The following is a 22624-nucleotide window of genomic DNA, read 5'->3' as shown; positions in this document are numbered from 1 at the left end:
CGCAAGACCAAAACTGCAGGCCTACGTGTCAAGGGTTAATTTAATCACACCCTGATGAGCCAAGTCAGGTTTAACGACAAGGACGCCGTGTCCAAGTACGTCTCCGGGTGCATCACGGTGCTTTCCGACGGCGGCTACAGCGACGCCGAGATCTTCGCCTACCTGTTTAGCGAAGACGACTCCCTGCCTGGCCGCCCCATCGACGCCCTCCACGGCCACCTCGCCCGTGAAGTTATTCGCCGCGCCCAGGCGGCGGCTTTCTAAATTCTGATTTGGGTAGCCTCCGTGGACTCGGTAGCCTCAGCATAAGTCCACTGGGTAGCCCACCAGGCCACGGCCACGGCGGTGAGTATCCACCACCAGGTGTAGAACTGATGGTTGCCGTCGCCGGAAAAGCCTGTTGCAACCACGATGGACGCTCCGGTGGCAATCTTGAGCACCCACAGCGGTGGCTGGGCCGCGCCTACCAGGGAAAGCACGGAGGCGTAGTACCACGGCAAGGTCACCGAGTTAAACACAAATGCCACCTGGTAGGCCCCCGCAGCCCCGTAGAGCGCGGTCCGGATGGAGCGGAAGGATACGCACCACACCGCTACCAGTCCCAGCAGCATGATGGCCATGGACACGGTGCGGGTAACGGAGAGCACCGCGTTATAGGTGATGTCGGTGCTAAAGAGCTGCAGCAGGGGAGTGAGTACGTCGCTGAGCAGCGTGGGCCCGGCCAGGGGGTTGATGACCTTGGAGTTGCCGGTAATCTCAGATAGCCAGCCCCAAGACGACCCGGAGGCCCAGGTCACCGCCGCGATAACGGCAATGGTTTCCGCGAGGATTAGCAGCCCACCACCTAGGAAAACACCACTGCGTCGCACCCAGGAAGATTGCGGGCGCGGACTGTAGTGATGGCAGATAATCCACAACACAAACGGCATGGCCAAAAACGCTGTGACCTTTAGCGATGTCGCCAGAGCAATCAGGCCGATGCCCAGCACCGCCTGTCGTCGCAGCACCAAAGCTAGGCCCAGAGACACCAGCCCCACCATGACGGACTCGTTATGCATTCCGCCCACCATGTGGATGATCATGACCGGGTTAGCCACGCCCAGCCATAGGGCGAAGGTCGGTGAGGTTCCCAACGAGCGCGCAATGAGCACCACGCCGTAGGCAATCGCGGCAAAGCCTAGGACTGAGACCATCTTGTATGCGAGAATTCCCAGCGCCACATTATCGCCGACCAGTCTGGTAATCAGCTCCCCAGTCCACAGATGCAGTGGACCATAAGGGGTGGTGGTGTTGCGCCAATCATGGGAAACTTCTAGCAAAAACGGCCCGGGATTCGCGGCTGCGCCCTGGGTGTAGGGGTCGAAGCCATCGCGCAGCATGGCGCCTTGCATCAGGTAGGAGTAGACGTCCCGGGAGGCCAGGGGAGCTGCCCCCAGCAGCGGGACAAGCCACCACACCAAGGCCCTTCGCATCTGCGCAAAGGCGTGTGCAGAGCTTGCCGATGCCCCCGTTTGCTCACTGTTTGCCGTGCGGGCCTTTGCGCGCCATGCAGGTAGGGCAAGCGTGCGTCCCGCCAGTACCCAGGCCCACACCAGGCCAAAGATTCCCACCCAATACAGCCACATGGACACATTGCGGCCGTGGCCAAAGGAAATAAAGGACAATCCCAAGGCTTCCAGCGTGCCGCCGCGGTTGCGGGTGGCCCCGCCACCAAAAGACGCGCAGAAAAGCACCACGGAGGCAAGCGTGCCAACGATCAGGGGGTTAAAGAACCAGGAAGGCAGCTTGGATGCTGCGCTGTGGGCTGTGGAGCGGGCTGTGGAGCGGGTGGAAGTGATACTCATGGCCAAACGGGGTTAAGCCTTGCGGGCGGTAGAGGTCAGGGCTAGCGACTCGAGCATGTCAAGGACTTCTGCGGAAACCTGCGCTGAGCGCAAGTGCTGTAGCCCGGAATTACGGAGGGCCTCGATGCGCGCTTCGAGGTCTTCACGGGCACCCGAGTCGGCGATGATGGTAGCCATGCGGGCGATGTCCGCCGGGTCATCGGTGGCTCCCACTAGTCGGCGAAGGGTGGCGGCGGCGGCGGGGTCTTGGGCATCGGCACGCTGGAGCGCTAGCGACAACAGCACGGTGCGCTTGCCCTCACGCAGATCATCGCCGGCGGGCTTCCCAGTAACGGACGGGTCACCAAAAACTCCCAGCTCGTCATCGCGCAGCTGGTAGGCAATGCCGATGTCGCGGCCGTAGCCGCGGAAAGCCGCAATGAGCTTATTGGTCGCACCGGCAATAGCGGCGCCAATATGCAGCGGGCGCTCAATGGTATAGGCAGCAGTCTTGAAACGATTGACACTATCAGCCAACTCGACCGACTCGCAGGCAGTAGCCTCCAGATTGATGTCGAGCAATTGGCCACCAATGACCTCTGTGCGCATCCCGCGCCACGGTGCACGCGCCCGGGCATGGGCAGCGGCACTCAAACCTGAATCCTGGAACATGTCCTCTGCCCACACCAACGCCAAGTCGCCAACCAGAACCGCAGCGGACTGGCCATAATGCGCGGCATCCCCAGACCACTGCTGCTCCCGATGCTGTGACTCCAGCGCCCGGTGCACCGTGGGAAAACCCCGGCGGGTATCCGAGGCATCCGCAATATCGTCATGGATGAGCGCACACGCCTGGATAAACTCCAGCGAACTGGCCGCACGCAACATCGCGGCGGGGTCTTCCTCACCCCGCTCGAGGCCCCCGCCGCCTAGAAACCCAGCCCAGGCATACAGCGGGCGAATCCGCTTGCCTCCTCCCAGCACGAATGACTCCAGGTAGCCGACCGCGTCGCTAACCGGGGCGCCAATCGCAGCGATGTCCGCGCGCCGGGCCTGCATGAATAGCTCTAACTGGGAACGCACGGCGCTGGGAAGTTGGGCGAAGGTGGGGAGGGCATCGGCAAGCTCGGGTGCCTTCTGGGCTGCAGCGGCAGACGGCGCGGAGGGCGTGGTGGGGAAAGAGGCCTCAGAGTTCTTCACAAGGATTAAGAATACAGCCCTGCCTGGACATAATCGCCTAGGCCTCTGTGGGGAGCAGTCGGACAGACGGTCAGGCGGGAGGGCGCAAAGGCAGCTGCGCGGCCAGGACCGCAAACCGGCGCTCATCGCCGGGGTAGGCGAAGTTACGCAGCACGTCAGAGAAACCATGCGCGCGGTAGAGCCGGAAAGCGCCATTATCTTCGTCTGGGACCTCCGGGGTGGAGAGCAGGGCAAAGCGTGCCGGCGCCAGATGGACCAGCTCCCGCAGCAAAAGCGTGCCGATACCCCGGCCTTGGCACCGTGGGTGCACATGGATTTCGGCGATTTCAAAATAGTTGCGTACCAGCTCTAGATCCTCAGGTTTTAGCTCCCCAACCGCCTGGCCGGGCTGTCGATTGCGTTGGCGAATGCCCCGACGAAGCTGTTGGTCCCACCACGTGTGCGAGCCGCCGAGAAAACCATAAGCAATACCGTGGACGCCGTACTCATCTTCTGCTGCGACGGCGTGAAAGCCGACCTCCGTGCTGTCGCGGCGCCAGGTGCGTACCCGTTGCGGGCTCACTGTCGGGTCGTAGCCCATGGCGTCTATGTAGATCTCGACCAATGTGGGGGCCCAAGTGCTGAACTCGGCGGGATGCAGGTGGCGCAGGTGCATGGGCCTGAGTTTAGCGGACGGCCCCGCGGTATTCATCGCGGGTTTATGTGGGGTGGACTGTGTGCGGTGCTGGGGCGTGTGTTCTGCGGGAACCATTGCGAAAATAGAACACATAGACTAAACTGGACTTTAGTGTCCATGGTGGGCAGTAGAGTTCACATCACTAGTAAAGAACAACGTTATTTCTGGAGCATCCAGGGCAGAAAGGAGCCAGATTATGGCACAGGTAATTTCCGCAAATGCACAGTTTATGGGTCGTGGTCAGGTTGTTAAGCGGCAGCGCTTCCTCTCGCAAGCCCATGGTTTGTTGTTTCAGGCGCGGCGGGAGGCTGCGGCAGGCGATTGGCCGCAGGCTCTAGAGTTTGCCTACCAGGCAGGGCTGCGAACCGCGGGTGCCTGGGTGGCTGATAGCCCCGTGGCTAAACGCAAGCGTCTGCCTAGCTCTGCGTGGGACCGTCTGGCGTTAGTGGGTGCCGAAGCGAAGGGCTGGGCGCAACGTTTCCGGGCTTATGGCACTACGCGCTCCCGAGTGATGAGTGGCTTGGATGACTGCGTAGAAGCCCAGCTTGTACTGGAGCTTATCGCTTTGGCCGGAGATTTCCTGGCACGCGTTGATGGTACAGATACTCTTGAATTTGCCGGGGCGGCCTAAATGCTCGTCCGCTGCGGGGGTGTTGTGTCCAACAGTGTTGCCTTAATATAGGCTCAGTCGGGAACTAAAAGACTACAGTGGGCGTTATTAGAATTAGAACAATGTCTACAGTTCCCCTGATTGTCTCGGTGGGGAGCATTAACCGCTGGAGGTTGCCCCGTGTCACTGTCAGAGCAAGAAATGCGCGCTCTTCGAGAGATTGAGCAGTCCCTGCTGGCTGAGGATCCGCAATTTGGCTCGGCCGTGGCTCAGGGGCATGGCTCCGGCACCGGCCCGGGTGCCGCGCAAGTGAACTTGCGCGGCGTGGCCTTGGTGGTGGTCGGTATTCTTCTTCTCCTTGGCGGTGTGGCCTTGGCACAGCAGTCGCTGTGGTTTGTCACGCTATCGATTGCGGGCTTCTTGCTGATGTTCGGTGCCGGGGTATGGATGCTGCGTGGTGGTGGGGCAGTGTCCGCCACCGGCTCGGCACCGAAGCGCCAGCGGGCGCCGCGGTCAGAGTCCAAGGCGAATTCCAACTTGGAAGATAGTTTCCGGCGTCGCTTTGAGGGTAACTAAGTCTCAATTGTCGTTAAGGGGCTTTGGCCTTACCAGGGTGGGTCGGCTCAGGCAGCGACGGTTGGTGCCCAGTAAAGGTTGTTTAGTTAATGGTCATCCGCAGTGCGGGTGGCCATTACTTGTTTTCGGGTCCGGGCGGCGGAATGGCCCTGGGGTGTTGAGGTGGCGACCCGGGTAGTTCTGGGGTGGCGGGGTGCGGGAGACGGGTCCCACTTTGCCCCACCCGGGACCCGATTCCCCACTTTGCCCCACTGTGGGGCCAAAAGGGTGTCGCAGTGGAGGTGATTGGGGCGCGGTGGCGTGGTGCGGGCTGTATGGGACGTGCTGGTGGGTCTTAGAGGGATTGAAGGGGTTGGTGTTAACGGTGTCATGGTGGGGGTAAATGGAGTGTGAATGGGAGGGTCTCCCACGAAAAAATATGACCATGACCTTGGGTTTCTGGGTCTGGTGAGAAAAATTTCGGGCGCGTGACTGTATTTAGTGGGTGGAAGTGGGGTAGAGTGGGGCGCAGTGGAGAGATAGGGGAGTATGTGCCCCTCTGTTTCTCGGCTGACAAGAGACCGGCGAACTCAAGCTGTCAGGAAGGTGGGCCCGGGATGTTTCTGGGAACCTACACTCCCAAGCTTGATGACAAAGGACGTTTGACTCTTCCAGCCAAGTTCCGTGAGGAACTAGCTGGCGGGTTGATGGTGACTAAGGGCCAGGACCACTCTTTGGCGGTATATCCGCGGGAGGAGTTCGCGGCGCGAGCCCGCAAGGCTGCGGCAGTATCACGCACCAACCCGGAGGCACGTGCGTTTATCCGTAACCTCGCAGCGAGTGCGGACGAGCAGCGGCCCGATAGTCATGGGCGCATCACCTTGTCTGCAGGGCACCGCGAATATGCGGGTCTGAGCAAGGAGTGTGTTGTCATCGGTTCGGTGGACTTCTTGGAAATCTGGGACGCAGCCCGGTGGGCTGAGTACCAGGCTGAGACTGAAGACGCGTACTCGGCTGGCAATGCTGATGATGTATTGGCTGGCCTGCTGTAAGTGGCTTTAAAACTCTATAGCGCGAGTGCGTGTATGGACTCTGCCCGAGGTGGATGCTCTGGTGTACTTCCCCGATATCAGAAACCTGCCTCGGACAGGGCCCTATACGCACTTTATTTGTCCCAGACTTGGGCTTAGCTGAGCTAAGGGCTGGTATGGGAGGTCAGAATCCGCAGAGCTCTACCCAAAAGGGGGTGCACATGACACACGAGGACACCGCGTTTGATGTAGCGGCGAATCACGGTCACGTGCCGGTTATGCGTGAGCGCATGGCCCAGCTGCTAGCCCCTGCTGTGGAGGCTGCGGGAGAGAATGCTGTCATTGTCGATGGCACCCTGGGTGCGGGTGGGCACACGGAGTACTTCCTGCGCACCTTCCCAAAGGCCAAGGTTATTGGTGTGGACCGGGACTCGCGCTCCTTGGAGCAGGCGAGCCAGCGGTTGACCCCTTGGGCGCCGCGCTTTGTGGCCGTGGGGCGCCGCTTTGACGAGGTTGGCGCGGCTATCGCGACCGGCGAGGGCGACATCTTCGAGCTTGCGCGCACGCACGGCGTGGCCGGGGCTCTGTTTGACCTGGGTGTGTCTTCTATGCAGTTGGACCAGCTTGAGCGCGGCTTTGCCTACCGGACAGATGCTCCCCTGGACATGCGAATGGATCCCAGTCAGACGCTGACGGCAGCAGACATCCTTAACACCTACTCGCATGGGGAACTGGCGCGCATCCTGAAGCAATACGGAGATGAGCGTTTTGCTGGCAAGATTGCCTCGGCAATTCTCAAAGCCAGGGAAGTGGAACCGTTTGAGTCCTCTGCCCGTTTGGTGGAGCTGCTCTATGCCACGATCCCAGCAGCAACACGTCGCAGCGGGGGACACCCTGCTAAGCGGACGTTCCAGGCATTGCGCGTGGAGGTCAACCGGGAGCTAGAGGCTATAGAGCAGGTGCTACCGGTGATAACGGACGCCCTAGCACCCGGGGGTCGGGCGGTGTTTATGAGCTATCAGTCCCTTGAGGACCGCATAGTCAAGGCTGCTTTCAAGCAGCTGTCGACATCGACCACTCCGGCTGGTTTGCCCATGGACCTCCCCGGCACGGCGGCCGCATTTAAGGTGATCACCCGCGGGGCAGAGAAGGCTAGCGCGGAGGAGGTAGCAGACAATCCCCGGGCGGCATCGGTAAGGGTGCGTGCGGTGGAGCGCTTGCACGGGCAAGTAGAGTTTCACGCCCCACGGGAGGCAGCGCGATGAGCTCCCCTGGTGGTGGGCGCGGTGGCGCCCGGTGGCAACAGGCAGGACGAACAGGACGAAAGGAACAGAGCATGGGTGCAAGCAGGGACTACACCTCTGGCAACGAGTTTGGCGACGGCCACTCGCTGACCACCGCCCTAGCTGAGCGGCCGCGCGCTGTGTCCTTTGCGGGTGCGCGCCCAGCGGAGCATATGCGCTCGGCGACACCGCGACCCGCGACCATCTCCCGTACCGGGAGCTATGCCGCAAGCAAGGTCGACGTCTTGCGGGAGCGCGGCTACGAAGAGCCCTCGGCGCCGGGCCGAGGACTGCCGCCACGGCGAACTTCCCACACGGGCACTCCGCAGCGCGGCCAGCGGGCACAACGCCTGGGTTCGCGCCAGGTAGTCAGCGAGCGCGGCCGTCGCGTCAGCAGTGCGCGGCAGGTATCGCAGCGCTTTAGGCTGGCCTCCTATGGCGTGGGCCTGCTCATAGCTGGAGTGTGTGGTTCCATGTGGTTCTCCGGCCAGGCTACCCAACAGGCTTTTCACATCCAGGAGCTGTCGGTGCAGGAAACAATGCTGACTAATCAGTTAGAGACCCTTCACCGCGACTTGGAAAACGTCCGCTCTTCTGCCGATGTCGCACGCCGCGCCGCCGAGGCCTCCATGGGGGTGCCGGTGCAGGCGGGCATTGTAGAAGTTCAAGAAAATGGCGACATTGCCGAGCGCCGCCCGGCAACCGCAGAAACTGAATCTATTATCGATGTCAATGGTGCCCCGGTTCGTCCTGGCCAAGCCTCTAGCGATCCGAAGGAGGTCGCGGATGTTTCCGGCAACCTCAACGCGGTGCCACAGGGTGAACAAGGCATTGCCCGGCCCGATCCCGCAAGACGCGGTCAGATGCCCTACGCTGCGCGCACCGACCGGTAACCAACTAGGTGTGAACCAGCAGAGGTGCCAACCAACTGGGCATCAACCAGCTGGGCATCGGCTCGCGGCACCGAGCTGGAGCCATGTGTAGCCTCAGGGCCAAGAGATACAAGGACAGGTGACTTAGGCAGGTGACTCCGCACAACTCCGCCGGCGGCACTGGCGCGCACGGGCGTCGGGGACGCAGCGCGCACACTCCTGCGCAGTCGCGGGCACAGCGGCAGCCCCGTGGTCGGCAGCATGCCCAACCCCGTCGCCGGGAACAAGCCCAGCCGCGCCCCCACGAACACGCCCAGCCGCACCTGCAGCACCAGGGCCGCCAACCTGCTGCGCGTCCGCCCGTAGGTGGGGACGCGAAATTCTCCCCGGAGTTCTCTTCGGATTTCTCCCAGCGCCGCCGTCAGGGCTCTCCGGTGCAGCAGCAGGCCGCGCTGATGCAAGATCGTCTGTTTAAGCTGCTGGCCGTGGTGTTAGCGGTAGTTATGGTGATGTGCGCGCGTTTGGCGTGGGTGCAGATTGTGTGGGGCCCGGATTTGGCCCAGCAGGCTAGCGCGCAGCGCACCCGGGTGTACGTGGATCCTGCACGTCGTGGGGCTATCGTGGACCGCGAAGGTCAGATTCTGGCGTATACCATGCATGCCCGGTCCCTCACCGTGTCCCCGCTGCGTCTGCGCGATGAGCTCCGCGAGCAAGAAAAGCGCAAGCTCGACGCCGAGGACACGCCATCTGATTGGGGCGAGGCCGACTTTAACCGGGAGCTGGACGCCCGGGTAGAAGGCCGCTTGAAGGAAATGGCCCGCGGGATTCCGGAGAAGATTAAGGCTGCCGGGCGCGAGACCAACGGCGTGGACTCCAAGGAAATTTTGGCCAAGCTGCAGGCAGATACGCAGTATGAGATTCTGGTGCGCAACGTGGACCCCGATGTCGCGGAAGAAATCGCGGACACTTACCATGGTGTGGCTCCGGACCGCCAGTCCATCCGGCAGTATCCCAACGGCGCTATTGCGGAGAATGTGGTGGGTAAGGTCTCCATGGACGGCACAGGTCAGTTTGGATTGGAAGCGGCTGCCGATGCCCTCTTGTCCGGCCTCGATGGCCGCTCCACCGGCGATGTCTCCGTCAACGGCCAGCACATCCCGGGCACTCTGCGAGATGAGCGCGATGCCATCGACGGCCACCGCATTGAGTTGACCCTGGACTTGGACCTGCAAACCTTTGTACAGCAGAAGCTGGAGAAGGCCGTGGCTAATTCGCGGGCCAAGTCTGGCGAGGCCGTGGTGCTTGACGCCGCCACTGGGGAGGTGCTGGCCATGGCAAATAGTGGGACAATCGACCCCAATGGAGACATTGACAAGCAGCTCAAGCAAGGTAAGGATTTCGAAAACCGTTCCATTTCCCACCCCTTCGAGCCGGGGTCTGTGGCCAAGATTGTTACCGCAGCTGCCACGCTGGAAGAGGGCATCACGCACCCGGAGGAAGTCCACCAGGTCCCCGGCAGTATCGACATGGCGGGCGTGACCGTCTCTGATGCCTGGTCCCACGGCGTGGAGCCCTACACCACTACCGGTGTTTTTGGTAAGTCCTCCAACGTGGGAACCCTCATGTTGGCAGAAAAGCTGGGCCAGGATAAGTACGCCGAGTACCTCAACGCCTTTGGTCTAGGCCGGGTGACGGGAGTGGAGCTGCCCAATGAATCCGCAGGCATTGTTCCCGATAAGTCCCAGTGGTCTGGCGGCACCTTCGCTAACCTGCCTATCGGCCAGGGTATGTCCTGGACTGCGCTGCAGATGGCCAGTGTTTACCAGACCTTGGCCAATGGCGGTGAGCGTATTGAACCGCGCATCATCACCTCGGTCACCGACGCTGCGGGCCAAAAGCTGGATATTGATCCTCCGGCACGCACCCGGGTGGTCTCCCCGGAGACTGCCGCCCAGGTGGTTAATATGTTCCGGGCCGTCTTCCAGGCGGATCCTGCGGGCATCAATAACGGTACGGCTGGCGGCAATAGCATTGAGGGCTATCAGCTTTCGGGCAAGACTGGTACCGCGCAGCAGGTGGATAAAAACACCGGCGCGTACTCCAATTCCAACTATTGGATTACCTTTGCAGGTATTGCCCCGGCTGATGACCCGCGCTTTGTCGTGGCGATTATGCTGGACAACCCGCAGTCAGGGGTCAATGATGACGGCAGCGGCGGCCAGTCCGCGGCGCCTGTGTTCCGCGACATTGCCCAGTGGCTCATCGATCGCGATAATATCCCCACCTCGCCACCTGCAGACCATTTGGTGCTGCGGGCAGAATAGGAAGTGAGCTCCACTATGACGTCGTCTTCGTTTGTGTCCCTGGGCCGGTTGGCGCAACTGGCGGGAGCGCAGCTCTCCGGCGCTGTTGATTCCTCCTCCATTCAGATAAGCTCCATCTCCCTGGATTCTGCTGCGGTGGCCCCGGGTGGGTTGTTCGCTGCGCTGCCAGGCACGCGGGTGCATGGCGCCCAGTTTGCCGCCCAGACTCCTGCCGCTGCCATACTTTCCGATGCCGCCGGGGCCCAGCTGCTCAGCTCCGCAGGGGAGACCCGCCCCGTGCTCATCGTCGATGATGTGCGCGCTGTGTTGGGGCATCTAGCCGCAGAGATCTATGGGCACCCCACCGCGGATATGACCGTGATTGGCATTACGGGAACATCCGGGAAGACCACCACGAGTTACTTGGTGGAGGAGGGCTTGCTGCACGCGGGCTATTCCGTGGGCCTGATCGGTACCACGGGCACCCGGATTAACCGGGAACCGGTAGCTACCAAGCTGACTACCCCGGAAGCCCCGCGGCTGCAAGAGCTCTTTGCCACCATGCGCGCCCAAGGGGTTACCCATGTGGTCATGGAGGTCTCCTCCCACGCGCTGGCCCTAGGCCGGGTACAAGGCGTGCGTTTTGCCGCCGGGGCCTTTACCAACCTGAGCCAGGACCATCTGGATTTCCATTCCTCCATGGAGGAGTATTTTGACGCCAAGGCCACGCTGTTTAGCGGTCCCGATTCCGCGCAGCACGCCGTTGTGTGCGTCGACGAATCCTGGGGGCAACGCATGGCTGAGCGAGTGGATGGGGCGTTGACCACGGTGGCATCGGCAAGCACAGATGCAGACCTGTGCGCTACCCAGCTGGACGTGGAGGCCACCGGCGCCCAACGGGTGGTGCTGCGCGGGGTAACTTCGGGCACAGATCTGGAGTTCCGCTTGCCCCTGCCCGGGCGCTTCAACATTGCTAATGCCGCCGTCGCCGTCGGCCTAGCCAGCGCGGTGGGAGTGGACCTCGACGCCTTCGTGCACGGGATAGAGCAGGTACGTGTGCCAGGACGCATGGAGCGCATTGAGCTGGGGCAGGACTTTTTGGCAGTGGTGGACTACGCGCACAAGCCGGCAGCGGTGAGTGCGGTGCTAGAGACCCTGCGCGGCCAGGTAGGAAAGCAGGCCCGCATTGCCGTGGTGGTGGGCGCCGGCGGAGATCGGGACGCGGCCAAGCGCCCGCTCATGGGCGCCGGTGCTGCCCGTGGGGCGGACTTGGTGATAGTCACCGATGATAACCCCCGCAGCGAGGACCCCGCCGCCATCCGTGCTGCAGTGGTTGCCGGTGCGGTAGACGCGGGCACAGCCGCCGAGATCCGGGAGATTGGCTCGCGCGCCCAGGCCATTGACACGGCGGTGGCGTGGGCGCAGCCCGGCGATGCCGTCATCGTGGTGGGTAAAGGCCACGAGGTAGGCCAAATTGTGGGAGAGCAAACCATTCATTTTGATGACCGCGAGGAACTGGCTCGCGCCGTACGCGCCCGGACTGGTGCGGCGAAACAATAGGGAAGAGTTGCGATGATTGAGTTGAGCGTGAAAGACATAGCCCAGATTACCGGTGGGTATCTGGACTGCGTGGCCGACCCTTCAGCCACCGTGACAGCTAGCGTGGAGTTTGATTCGCGCGAGGTGCGCCCCGGCGGGCTGTTTGTAGCCTTCCCCGGTGCCCGCGTGGACGGCCACGATTTTGCTGCCCAGGCAGTAGCTGCCGGGGCCGTGGCGGTGTTGGCGGCGCGCCCAGTGGGGATACCAGCCATTGTGGTGGAGCCAACGGGCCGGCCCACCGGCGCGGAGGCCAACGCGGACATCTATGCCCACGACGTCGATGGTTCGGCTGCGGCGGTGGTGCGGGCACTGTCCGCCCTGGCGCAGGCAGTGGTGGAGCGCTTGCCGCAGCTCAATGTGGTGGGCGTGACTGGTTCTGCAGGCAAGACCTCTACCAAGGACTTGATTGCCACGGCGCTGCGGGCCGATGGCCCCACGGTGGCTCCGCCGGGGTCTTTTAACAATGAGATTGGTCATCCCTACACCGCGCTGCGCTGCACCCAGGACACGCGCCACTTGGTGGCGGAACTGTCTGCGCGCGGCGTCGGCCACATTGCACACCTGGCCCGGATTGCCCCGCCGCGGGTGGGTGTGGTGCTCAACGTGGGTTCTGCCCATCTGGGGGAGTTTGGTTCCCGGGCCAATATCGCCCAGGCGAAGGGCGAGCTGGTGGAGGCTCTGCCCGCCAATGGCACCGCAGTGCTCAATGCCGACGATGCCCTAGTAGCCGCCATGGCCGCCCGGACCCCCGCCCAGGTGGTCACCTTTGGCGTTGACAATCAAGAGGCAGACTACCGGGCCACGGACATTGAGCTTGATGATGTCGCCCGGCCCACCTTCGTTCTCCATGCCCCAGGTTTAGCGCCCACACGGGTGCGGCTGCGGGTCTTTGGCCGCCACCAGGTCTCCAATGCGCTAGCCGCAGTGGCGGCTGCTCGGGCATCCGGCATGGAGCTGGCAGACATTGTTGCCGCGTTGGAGGGGCATACTAACGCCTCTGCGCACCGGATGGACGTACGCACCCGCGCTGACGGGGTGACGATTATCGACGACGCCTATAACGCCAACCCCGACTCCATGGCCGCGGCGATTGCGGCTTTGGGCTACACCACCGCCTCGCGCCCCGACGCGCGATCCATTGCCGTGCTGGGAGAGATGGGTGAGCTGGGCGAAGACGCCCCCGCCGCCCACGCAGCATTGGCCCATGAGCTGTCCAAGTTCGATGTGGACCATCTGGTGGTGGTGGGAGAGAGCCCCAATTGTGTGGCGCTGGCTAACGCGGCACGCACCCAGGGCGTGGCTACAATAGTTGCCGGTGATTCGGCGGCAGCCACCGAGCATGTGCGGGAGTTGTTGCGCCAGGCGCCCGCAGGCGTTGCCGACTGGGCCAGCCGCGAAGCCAAGGATGTGGTCTTGACTAAGGCCTCCAACGTCCAACAATTGTGGCGAGTAGCCGAGGCCTTAGTCGCGGACGGCCCTGCCAGGGGTTAGCCGCCGCCCACCTATCCGCTTAGATGCCAAAAGGATTTGAGACAGACGTGACCCAGATAATTATCGCGGGAGCAGTCAGCTTCCTCGTCGCCATCTTCTTGACGCCGGTGTTGATTCGCTACTTCGCCAACGCCGGTAAGGGACAAGAGATTCGCGAGGACGGCCCGCAGTCGCATTTGCGCAAGCGCGGCACTCCCACCATGGGCGGCATAGCGATATTGGCCGGGATCACTCTGGGCTATGTGGTGGCGGGCGCGTATGGCCTGACCACGGGCCATGATGGCTTTACCGCCTCCGGTCTCCTGGTGCTGTTTTTGACCCTGGGCCTGGGCGCGGTCGGGTTTGCGGATGACTTTATTAAACTGTTCAAGTCGCGCAACTTGGGGTTGAATAAGACCGCGAAGCTGGTAAGCCAACTAGCAGTAGCCATCATCTTTGGTCTATTGGTGTTGCAATTTCCAGACGACAACGGCTTAACGCCGGGTTCGACCCACCTGTCTTTCGTGCGCGACATCGACACCATCGACTTCCAGGTGGGCCCCGCTGTGGTGGGCACCGTGCTGTTTTTGGTGTTCATGTTCATCCTGATTGCAGCGTGGTCTAACGCGGTCAATCTCACCGATGGCCTCGACGGCCTGGCCGCGGGCACAACCGCATTTGTCATGGGCGGCTACGCAATCATTACCTTCTGGCAATTCCGCAACTCCTGCACTGGCACCTATTCCGCCGGGTGCTACGAAGTTCGTGACCCGCTGGACTTGGCCATTTTGGCCGCCGCCGGCGTGGGCGGCTGCTTGGGCTTTTTATGGTGGAACGCTGCTCCCGCGAAGATCTTCATGGGCGATACCGGCTCCCTGGCCCTGGGCGGCCTCGTGGCCGGGCTTTCGGTGACCACGCGTACGGAGCTGCTGATGATCATCGTCGGCGCGCTGTTCGTTATTGAGGTCGCCTCCGTAGCAATCCAAATCGTGGTCTTCCGCACCACCGGCAAGCGTTTCTTCCGCATGGCCCCCATCCACCACCACTTCGAAAACGGCGGCTGGCCGGAAACCTCCGTGGTGGTGCGCTTCTGGCTGTTGGCCGGTATGGCCGCCATTGCAGGCGTGGCACTATTTTACGGTGAATGGCTGCTGGCCAGCGGGATGGGCAGGTAAAACATGCTTCCCACAGAGTTTTCTGGACACATCCTCATCGCCGGCGCCGGGGTGTCCGGACGTGGTTGCGCCGCAGTGCTCCAGCGCCTAGGTGCGCGGCTAACAGTAACGGATGGCAACCCGGCGGCGGCAGAGGGCATCGGCACGCAAGTTGTGCCAGTAGAAACCGCCCTGGCCAACCTGGCGGACTACAACCTGGTAGTCACCTCCCCGGGCTGGCCTCCGCACTCGGAGCTGCTGACTGCGGCGGCGGACGCTGGCATTGAGGTGCTAGGGGACTGCGAGTTGGCGTACCGGCTTGACCGGGCAGGTGTTTTTGGCCCGCCGCGGCGCTGGTTGGTAGTCACCGGCACCAATGGCAAGACCACTACCACCGGCATGTTGGCCGCGATAATGGACCAGGATGCCGCGCGCACCGGACTGCGCGCCGTGGCAGTGGGCAACATCGGAGCCTCCGTGTTTGATGCGCTGGGGGCCCAGGTCCGCGCAGACATCCTGGTGGTGGAGATGTCTTCTTTCCAACTGCACTGGACCTCGCAGCTGCGCCCCGATGTGGGCGTGGTACTCAATATCGCTGAAGACCACCTGGACTGGCACGGATCTTTTGCCCATTACGCCGCGGCGAAGGCGAAAGCTTTGGATGGGACCCATGCGGTTATTGGGTGTGATGATCCCCAGCTAGCCGCGTATGCGCCAGCTAAATGCTACGGCTTCACCAGCAGCGCGCCGGCTGGGGGCCAAGTGGGAGTCGCCGAAGGCCACCTAGTCTCCAACCTGGAGGGCACGCCGGTGCGGCTGTGCGCCGTGGAGGGTATTGAACCCGCCGGTCCGGCCGGCATTGCCGATGCCGCCGCAGCCGCCGCCGTTGCCCTCCTCGCCGGTGCGCACCCGGACTCAGTGGCTGCGGGCTTGGCAGGCTATCGCGTCTCCGGGCACCGCGGTGCAGTGGTGCACCGCGCGGACGGGGTGACGTACGTGGATAACTCTAAGGCCACCAACCCGCACGCGGCTGACGCCTCCTTGCGCGGGCTAGAGCGCGTGGTGTGGATCGCTGGCGGCCAACTCAAGGGGGCCGATGTGGAGCCCCTGGTCCGCGAGCACGCCCACCGCATCAAGGCCGCAGTTCTGCTGGGGGTCGACCGGCAGTTGCTTGCCAAAGCGCTCGCCCTTCACGCCCCGCACACCCCGGTGCACCAGGTCGAATCCACCGATGGCGCCGCGGCCATGCGCGAAGCGGTAGCTTGGGCACAGCAACACGCCGAGGCCGGGGATACCGTGCTTTTGGCACCGGCTGCGGCATCGTTGGACATGTACACCGGCATGGGGCAGCGCGGCGACTTCTTCGCTGCTGCCTGTGCTAGCTAATGCAAGGCAAAGGAGCGCCCCAGTGAAGTACAGATTCCGCCGATGGATGCTCTCGAACGACTCCCCGCCAGGGCTGGACTACGTGGTGCTGCGTATTGTTATTTTCAGTCTGATTGGCATTGGCGTGCTGATGGCTTTTTCGGCCTCCATGGCGACGTCTCAAGCAGAAAGTGGCACGTTTTGGGGTGAGGCCATCCGCCAGGTCGTCATGGTGGCTTTCGGTTTGGTGATGTTCTGGCTAGCCTTGCGGACCCCGCCGCGCGTGATCCGCAAGTACTCCGGCGCGTTTTTGCTGCTGTCAATCGTGTTGCTGATCGTGGTGCTTACTCCGTTGGGTACGGGACGTGACTCCGTGGGCTCGCAGTCCTGGATTGACCTTGGTCCGGTGAGCATTCAGCCTTCAGAGATTGCCCGCATTGCCATTGCGCTGTATGGGGCGGCGGTGCTGGCCGGCCAAAGGTTTGGCATGCACGGCTTCCAGACATTCCAGCGTTGTTGGCGGGATGCGTTTGTGCGCTACAGCGCGGTGGCGACACTGATGTTGGTCCTCATCGTGGCCCAAGGGGACATGGGTATGGCCGCGTCCTTTGCGATTGTCGCGGGCTTTACTCTGTTTTTTGCTGGCATCAACTCGAAAGTGTTTCTGATCCTGGTGCCGTTTGTGCTGGCTGGCGTGATTTGGGTTTTTAGCAGTGGTGGCTTCCGCTCCGCGCGTTTCCACACCTTCTTTGATGCCCTGACCGGGCATATTGCCGATACCCAAGAAGACGGCTACCAGACCTACCAAGGTTTCCTCTCGCTTGCCGATGGTGGCGTGGCCGGCGTTGGCCTTGGCCAGTCCCGCGCTAAGTGGTCCTACCTGCCCGAGGCGCGCAATGACTTCGTCTTTGCCATCGTGGGCGAGGAGCTGGGTCTGTGGGGCGGGCTCTTGGTCATCGTGCTTTTTGCCGCGTTACTGCTGTTTGGCATTCGCACAGCCATGCGCGCCCAAACCCAGTTCCAGGCGTTGGCCGCTGCCACGCTGACAACTGCGGTGGTCTCGCAGGCTTTCTTTAACATCAGCTACGTGATTGGCTTGCTGCCGGTCACCGGCATCCAGCTGCCGATGATTTCTGCCGGTGGCTCAGCTGCCGTGGTAACCATCGGTGCGATGGGTATCTTGTGCAACATTGCCCGCCATGAGCCGGAGCAGGTCTCTGCTATGCAGAATTATGGCCGCCCGCTGTTCGACCGCTTGCTGTGGATTCCGGAGCCTGAGCCCATCGAGGACGCCCCGCGTCCCAAGGGCGGGCGCCGCCGCGCCGATGGCACCGGCCGCCCGCGCTCCAGCCGACCCCAACCGGAATTTGGCCCTGCCGTGACGCAACGCCGCAGCGGCCACCCACACTCGGTTCCCACCCCGCGCCGCTAGCCCCTCTATCAGCCATTTCCAGCCACCGTGGGTGCTGGGGTGCTGCGCTAGTTTGCGTGGGGTTGCACTGCGAGTTGCCAGGCGGTTCGTGCTGCTCGCCCCCAATTGGACTCTGTGGCCGCGCTTCTAGCCCCTCCGGCTGCTTGTTTTTGGCTGCCGTGGGGCTGGGGGTGTTGCGCGGCGCCGGACTTGAGCACTGCGCTGCTTGCCGCGCTACTCGTTGCGCAACCTGTCTTGCCGCGCTTGCCGTGCTGCCGGCGCTGCGGGCGCGGGGGTTAGTTGGTGGGGCTAGTCGGCACCGGGACACCACCACCGGGTGACTGCCAGGCAACCTGCCCACCAATCCTTACCATTCGGCCGCGGTGGATGGGTATTCCTCCCGGCGGGTGGTCTTCATTGGCACCATTATGGTGCGGGCATAGCACCGTGAGGTTCTTTATGTTGGTTTCCCCACCATCAGCCCACGACCTGATGTGGTGGACTTGGCACTTATCAAACGGCACGTGACAATCCAACCACGCACACTCAGGGCTCTCCGCGGCCAACAGCAAACGCTGCTTGTCGGTGGCAAAGCGCTCCATACGGTAGACATCCACCGGACCATGCACCCGACTTAGGATCGCGACAAACCCATGCTTGAACAAAATGCGCTCAGCTAGTTCTTTCCCAGTCATCCGCGCCCCATTATTCGCCCGAACAATAATGTCGCCCGCAGACCCCACACCGCCTGCGTTAGCACCGCTAGTGTTGGCATTGCCTTCGTTGGCGCTGCTTGCGCTGGCACTGGTGCGGGTGTTGCCCGTGGGGTCGGCGCCGCCTGCGGTGGTACCGGTGTGGTTGCAGTCGGAGACGGCGAGCAGTTTGGCGAAGGTATCCAGCTGCAGGGTGATCATGGGGATGTAGTTCAACCGCCCGGCTCCACCTTCACCACGCACCAGGTTAAAGAAGCTTTCTGCCGGGGCGGATTGGTCGATGGCATCGTAGACATCGGTAAGGTCGACATCGCGTGCAGTAATGGACATAGTGGCTGTGCCGTTGGCGTAGCGGCGTATAGAGACTTTTTCTACTGGGGTGTCATCCTTTGGGTTCCATTCCCGGCGTAGTTTACGCGCCACAGTCGTGAACTGGCCTGCGGGTGTGGCGCATTCGCCATTGTTGGGTGGTTTTGGTTTTGGTGACTTCGCGTTCTATTTCTTGCATGGCGATAAGCCCGTGTCCGTGGCGGCGGGCGCCTTTAACAGCACTCCTTTGCCTACGGCTAGGCTGGCCGGGCCCGCAGTACAGGCGGTAGAGGCGCACCAGGAACTCTGCGGTATCTGGTGCAACGCCTAGGCCCTCCAGGTCTGTGGTGGTGGCGTGCTCTAGCTGTGGCAGTGCGTCGATGACGCTGCCTAGCAGGGCGGCTATGTTGATCTCGTTCATGGTTTTGACGCTAAGGCGATTGTGCAACCGTGTGCAAGGGGAATTTTGGAAAAACTCGAAATCTGTGGATAACTTGTCCACACTGGTGGCGGGAATGGGGAGTTATCCACAGGCTGGCTGTATCTGTGGTTGCCGCCGCGTGAGATGCCAGAGTATTATGGCGCGCGCACGCGGGAGGGGCGCGAACTGCGTTGCGTGGAAAGCACGGGCGGACTGCGGCGCGCGCGAGAAACATGGGAGCAACGGGCTCCGTCTGGACCGGCGGTAGGCAGTAGCGGGTGCGGGAAAGGGGGCATCGGCAGGTTAGGGCATCGGCAAGCTAAGAGGGGAGAAGACGGTGGACCCAGCTAGATTTAGCGACTTGGGTGGTGGGGCTAGGCCGTGCTTCAGGGGTCTACTGCTAGCCTAGAGGGCATGGATTCGCAGCCAATTTCCGTAGTTATCGCTGGTGGAGGAACCGCTGGGCACATTGAGCCAGCGTTGGCAGTCGGGGAGGTGTTGGCTCGCGATTATGGTGCGCGCATCACCGCACTGGGGACGCTTAAGGGCCTGGAGTCTGACATTATTCCTGCGCGCGGCGTGGACCTGGAGCTTATTCAGCCGGTACCCATTCCCCGCAAGCCCAGCGTAGAACTGCTGAAGCTGCCGTTCCGCTTGGTCACTGCGGTGAAACAAACACGCGCTGTGCTGAAGAAAGTGGGCGCGGACGCGGTCTTTGGTACCGGTGGCTACGTGGCGGCACCTGCCTATCTGGCGGCGAAGACGCTGGGGATTCCCTTCTTCGTGCTGGAGACCAATGCGCTGGCAGGCCTGGCAAATAAGCTAGGGGTGCGTCTAGGGGGAATCGGCATGAATGCTCATTCAGATTCCGGCATGCCGGGTGAGGTAGTGGGCATACCCGTGCGCGAGCTCAAGGTAGCAGACGAGGCAGCGGCGCGGCAGCGCTGGGGACTTGAGCCTGACCGGCCAGTCATTTTGGTGACCGGCGGCTCGCAGGGGGCTGCGAGTATTAATGCTGCGGTCGAGGAGGCTATCGAGGAGCTGACCACGCGCTACCAGGTGCTGCACGCTTATGGCAAGAAGAATCAGGCCCCCAAGGCCCGGCCAGGATACGTGCCGGTGCCGTATATTGAGGACATGGCCGGGGCGCTGGCAATAGCGGATTTGGCTGTGTGCCGTTCCGGGGCGATGACCGTAGCCGAAGTCTCAGCCGCTGGATTGCCAGCGATCTATGTGCCACTGCCACATGGCAACGGCGAACAGGCTTTGAACTCATCCCAGCTGGTGGCCGATGGCGCAGCGGTGCAGGTGCGTGACGAGGACTTCTGCGGGCCGGTGCTGGTCCAACAGGTGGAAGCAACCCTGGGAACGCCGATTAACTATGACGCCATGCGAACCGCGCTCGCCGCTAGCGCACAGGGAAGTGCCGCAGAAAACATTGCGCGGCGCATTGTCACCCGCGCCCGCCCAGGCAAGTAGAGGCTTCGTCCGCATGCCTGCATTCAACGTCAACAGAAAGTAACTACAGTGCACACTCATTCCGCTAGCTCGCACACTCCGGGCTCCTATGACTTAAGCCGCGTTCACATGGTGGGCATTGGCGGGGCAGGCATGTCTGGCCTGGCGCGCATCCTCCTGGCGCGAGGACATGCAGTTTCTGGCTCCGATGTGAAAGATTCCACCCCGGTGGAGGTTCTGCGGGCCATGGGCGCGGCTATTGCTGTTGGCCACCATGCGGACAATCTGCAGCAGCTGGGGCAGGAACCAACCGTGGTGGTGACCTCCTTTGCTGCCATTCCGCAGGATAATCCGGAGCTGGTGGCTGCCCGTAAAGCGGGTATTCCGCTGATTCGCCGGTCGGATTTGCTGGCAGAGCTGATGGAAGGCCAGCAGCAGGTGCTCTTGGCCGGCACACACGGCAAGACGTCGACGACCTCGATGACGGTCGCCGCGATGCAGACCGCGGGCATGGATCCCTCCTTTGCTATTGGTGGGCAGCTCAACCGCGCAGGCACCAACGCGCACCACGGCACCGGCAGTGCTTTTGTGGCAGAGGCTGACGAGTCCGATGCCTCGCTGCTGCGCTACAGCCCCACGGTGGCGGTGGTGACCAACATTGAGCCGGATCATCTGGACTACTTTGGCAGCGCTGCTGCTTACTACCAGGTCTTTGATGATTTTGCGGACCGCGTGGGCCCGGGTGGGCACTTGGTGGTGTGTCTCGATGATGACCAGGCTGCGCGTACAGGGGTGCGGGCGGTACAGCGCGGCATCGGCGTGCTAGGTTACGGCACCGCAGAGGCTGCAGCCCGCTACCCAGAGATTGCCCATGCTGCGCGGGTAGATACGACGCAATTGCAGGGGGAATACACCGTGGTCCATGCGACCTTGGCGTTGCCTGAGCACGCTGCGGTAAAGGTGCGCTATATTTTGCAGATTCCGGGGCAACACATGGTGCTCAACTCCCTGGCAGCACTGCTTTCCGGCGCGCTGCTGGGCGGTGAGGTGGACAAGCTAGCGGAAGGGCTGAGCGAATTTACCGGTGTGCGTCGACGCTTCGAATACCGGGGCGAGGTGGATGGCATCCGCGTCTACGATGATTACGCCCACCATCCCACCGAAGTGCGCGCCGTTTTGCGTGCTGCCCGGGAAAAGATTGCGGCGGAGGGAAGCGGCGCGCGGATTATCGCCTGTTTCCAGCCTCACTTATACTCGCGCACCATTGAGTTCCAGGAGGAGTTTGCCCAGGCTTTGGCGTTGGCAGATGTGGCCGTGGTGTTGGATATCTACGGTGCGCGTGAACAGCCGGTTGAAGGGGTGACCTCCCGGATTATCACGGAGAAGATGCCGCAAGGCAAGGCTGTCTACGAGCCGGACTTTTCCGCAGCCCCCCGCACGGTTCGTGATTGTGCGCGCGCGGGCGACCTGGTGTTGACCATGGGCGCAGGGTCTGTGACCATGCTGGCCGCCGAGATTTTGGCAACGGATGCTGACTCGGCGGAGCCTGCCGATGCCGCGAGCTCTGCCGGTCCTGCCTGTGCTGGCTGTGCTGGCGCTGAGGACAGCACGCGATGAGCCGGGGAGCCATTGCTGCGACCATTGCCTGTGTGCTGGCGGTGTGCGCTGTGGCCGTGGGGGCAGTCTACGCATTTCCGCTGCTCAAGGTCGAGGAGTTCACGTACGAGGGCTTAGACCACGTGACTGAGGAGGAGGCGCAGCAAGCGGCCGGCATAGTTGTAGGGGACAACCTCATGCGGATTGATGCCCAGCAGGCTGCTGCCCAGGTGGCGCAACTGCCGTGGGTGCACAGCGCGACAGTAGCCCGCGTGCTTCCCCGTGAGGTTCATATTCGGGTCGAAGAGCGCCAGGCGGTTGCCTATGTGGAATCCGCGGAGGGTCCGCGTCTGGTAGATGACCGCGGCTATGAGTTCATCATCGACGTGCCACCGGCAGAGGCGGTGGAGCTTGTCGGCGGGGATGATTTCGCCGATGCCGTGGAGGTGCTTGCAGCTCTGCCAGAGGAGTTACGGGCGCAAGCGAGGAGTGTGGACGTGGCGGACCGCTTCAACCTAGTTTTCTACTTAGATGACGACCGCGTGGTGGAGTGGGGCGCTAACGAAGACAACGCTGATAAGGCGCGCGCTTTTGCCACCGTGTTGAAGATGGAAGGCCAACGGTGGAATATCTCTAATCCGGAGTTGGTGGTGTCCCGTTAAACCCGCTGGCCAGGGCGGTTGCTATCCTTAAACCTGAGGTTGAGGGTATCGACACGCCAAGAAATGAACACGAAAAAGCACGCCCCCTCCATGAAAATGGGGGCTACATCGCT

19 protein-coding genes and 1 pseudogene are annotated in these 22624 nt (G+C 62.3%); 15 read left to right on the top strand and 5 right to left on the bottom strand.

Annotation, left to right across the window (positions count from 1 at the left end; translation table 11 throughout):
* Window positions 1-69: 69 nt before the first annotated feature.
* Window positions 70-264: pseudogene (locus G7Y31_RS08095) on the top strand (Rv2175c family DNA-binding protein); the annotation flags it as partial.
* Here G7Y31_RS08095 and G7Y31_RS08090 read toward each other — a convergent pair.
* From G7Y31_RS08090 to G7Y31_RS08080, 3 genes are all read right to left on the bottom strand, one after another.
* Complete coding sequence (locus G7Y31_RS08090; protein ID WP_165010224.1) at window positions 261-1844, bottom strand: alpha-(1->6)-mannopyranosyltransferase A; 1584 nt, start codon at window positions 1842-1844, stop codon at window positions 261-263. The pseudogene G7Y31_RS08095 and the gene G7Y31_RS08090 sit on opposite strands and share 4 nt — an antisense overlap.
* 12 nt (window positions 1845-1856) lie before the next feature.
* Entirely contained in the window at window positions 1857-3023 is a 1167-nt protein-coding gene (locus G7Y31_RS08085) for a polyprenyl synthetase family protein (protein ID WP_425321638.1), read from the bottom strand.
* Between the two features lie 70 nt (window positions 3024-3093).
* Entirely contained in the window at window positions 3094-3678 is a 585-nt protein-coding gene (locus G7Y31_RS08080; RefSeq protein ID WP_165010221.1) for a GNAT family N-acetyltransferase, read from the bottom strand.
* Window positions 3679-3895: 217 nt separating this feature from the next.
* On the opposite strand from G7Y31_RS08080, the gene G7Y31_RS08075 reads away from it, so the two are divergent.
* The 11 genes from G7Y31_RS08075 (at window position 3896) to G7Y31_RS08025 (ending at window position 17373) form a co-directional block, all read left to right on the top strand.
* Window positions 3896-4330, top strand: a complete 435-nt coding sequence (locus G7Y31_RS08075; RefSeq protein WP_165010219.1) for an SAV_6107 family HEPN domain-containing protein — start codon at window positions 3896-3898, stop codon at window positions 4328-4330.
* Between the two features lie 159 nt (window positions 4331-4489).
* A complete protein-coding gene (locus G7Y31_RS08070; protein WP_165010217.1) occupies window positions 4490-4885 on the top strand; it encodes a DUF3040 domain-containing protein in 396 nt (131 codons plus the stop codon).
* A 596-nt stretch (window positions 4886-5481) separates the two neighbouring features.
* Entirely contained in the window at window positions 5482-5916 is a 435-nt protein-coding gene (mraZ, locus tag G7Y31_RS08065) for a division/cell wall cluster transcriptional repressor MraZ (RefSeq protein WP_165010215.1), read from the top strand.
* Window positions 5917-6116: 200 nt separating this feature from the next.
* A complete protein-coding gene (rsmH, locus tag G7Y31_RS08060; protein WP_165010213.1) occupies window positions 6117-7160 on the top strand; it encodes a 16S rRNA (cytosine(1402)-N(4))-methyltransferase RsmH in 1044 nt (347 codons plus the stop codon).
* Between the two features lie 71 nt (window positions 7161-7231).
* Window positions 7232-8071: a cell division protein FtsL gene (ftsL, locus tag G7Y31_RS08055; RefSeq protein WP_165010211.1), complete on the top strand. Its 840-nt coding sequence runs from the start codon at window positions 7232-7234 to the stop codon at window positions 8069-8071.
* A gap of 434 nt (window positions 8072-8505) precedes the next feature.
* Window positions 8506-10374: a peptidoglycan D,D-transpeptidase FtsI family protein gene (locus G7Y31_RS08050; RefSeq protein WP_165010244.1), complete on the top strand. Its 1869-nt coding sequence runs from the start codon at window positions 8506-8508 to the stop codon at window positions 10372-10374.
* Between the two features lie 15 nt (window positions 10375-10389).
* Window positions 10390-11913: a UDP-N-acetylmuramoyl-L-alanyl-D-glutamate--2,6-diaminopimelate ligase gene (locus G7Y31_RS08045; RefSeq protein WP_165010209.1), complete on the top strand. Its 1524-nt coding sequence runs from the start codon at window positions 10390-10392 to the stop codon at window positions 11911-11913.
* A 12-nt stretch (window positions 11914-11925) separates the two neighbouring features.
* A complete protein-coding gene (locus tag G7Y31_RS08040) occupies window positions 11926-13443 on the top strand; it encodes a UDP-N-acetylmuramoyl-tripeptide--D-alanyl-D-alanine ligase (RefSeq protein ID WP_165010207.1) in 1518 nt (505 codons plus the stop codon).
* A 47-nt stretch (window positions 13444-13490) separates the two neighbouring features.
* Window positions 13491-14597 carry a phospho-N-acetylmuramoyl-pentapeptide-transferase gene (mraY, locus tag G7Y31_RS08035; protein ID WP_165010205.1) on the top strand — a complete coding sequence of 369 codons (1107 nt, stop codon included), beginning with the start codon at window positions 13491-13493 and terminating at the stop codon, window positions 14595-14597.
* Between the two features lie 3 nt (window positions 14598-14600).
* Window positions 14601-15962, top strand: coding sequence for a UDP-N-acetylmuramoyl-L-alanine--D-glutamate ligase (gene murD, locus G7Y31_RS08030; protein ID WP_165010203.1), 1362 nt, complete (start codon window positions 14601-14603; stop codon window positions 15960-15962).
* 46 nt (window positions 15963-16008) lie between these two features.
* Window positions 16009-17373 (top strand): FtsW/RodA/SpoVE family cell cycle protein, encoded by a 1365-nt coding sequence (locus G7Y31_RS08025; protein ID WP_165010242.1) that lies wholly within the window; start codon window positions 16009-16011, stop codon window positions 17371-17373.
* Window positions 17374-17648: 275 nt separating this feature from the next.
* On the opposite strand, the gene G7Y31_RS08020 is transcribed toward G7Y31_RS08025, so the two are convergent.
* On the bottom strand, window positions 17649-18488 hold the full coding sequence (locus G7Y31_RS08020; protein WP_244977363.1) for an HNH endonuclease signature motif containing protein: 840 nt from the start codon (window positions 18486-18488) through the stop codon (window positions 17649-17651).
* The gene (locus tag G7Y31_RS08015) at window positions 18478-18795 is read right to left on the bottom strand and encodes a hypothetical protein (protein WP_165010201.1); all 318 of its coding nucleotides are present in this window, start codon (window positions 18793-18795) and stop codon (window positions 18478-18480) included. Before G7Y31_RS08015 ends, G7Y31_RS08020 begins: the two co-directional genes overlap by 11 nt.
* A gap of 414 nt (window positions 18796-19209) precedes the next feature.
* Here G7Y31_RS08015 and murG point away from each other — a divergent pair, with 414 nt between their 5' ends.
* The 3 genes from murG (at window position 19210) to G7Y31_RS08000 (ending at window position 22511) form a co-directional block, all read left to right on the top strand.
* Entirely contained in the window at window positions 19210-20274 is a 1065-nt protein-coding gene (gene murG / locus G7Y31_RS08010) for an undecaprenyldiphospho-muramoylpentapeptide beta-N-acetylglucosaminyltransferase (protein ID WP_165010199.1), read from the top strand.
* A gap of 108 nt (window positions 20275-20382) precedes the next feature.
* Complete coding sequence (gene murC / locus G7Y31_RS08005) at window positions 20383-21870, top strand: UDP-N-acetylmuramate--L-alanine ligase (protein WP_165010238.1); 1488 nt, start codon at window positions 20383-20385, stop codon at window positions 21868-21870.
* Complete coding sequence (locus G7Y31_RS08000) at window positions 21867-22511, top strand: cell division protein FtsQ/DivIB (protein ID WP_165010197.1); 645 nt, start codon at window positions 21867-21869, stop codon at window positions 22509-22511. Before murC ends, G7Y31_RS08000 begins: the two co-directional genes overlap by 4 nt.
* Window positions 22512-22624: the final 113 nt, after the last annotated feature.

This window comes from Corynebacterium lizhenjunii, from assembly GCF_011038655.2.
In the GTDB taxonomy this organism is placed as follows: domain Bacteria; phylum Actinomycetota; class Actinomycetes; order Mycobacteriales; family Mycobacteriaceae; genus Corynebacterium; species Corynebacterium lizhenjunii.
This window is presented reverse-complemented; position numbering and strand designations above follow the sequence as displayed.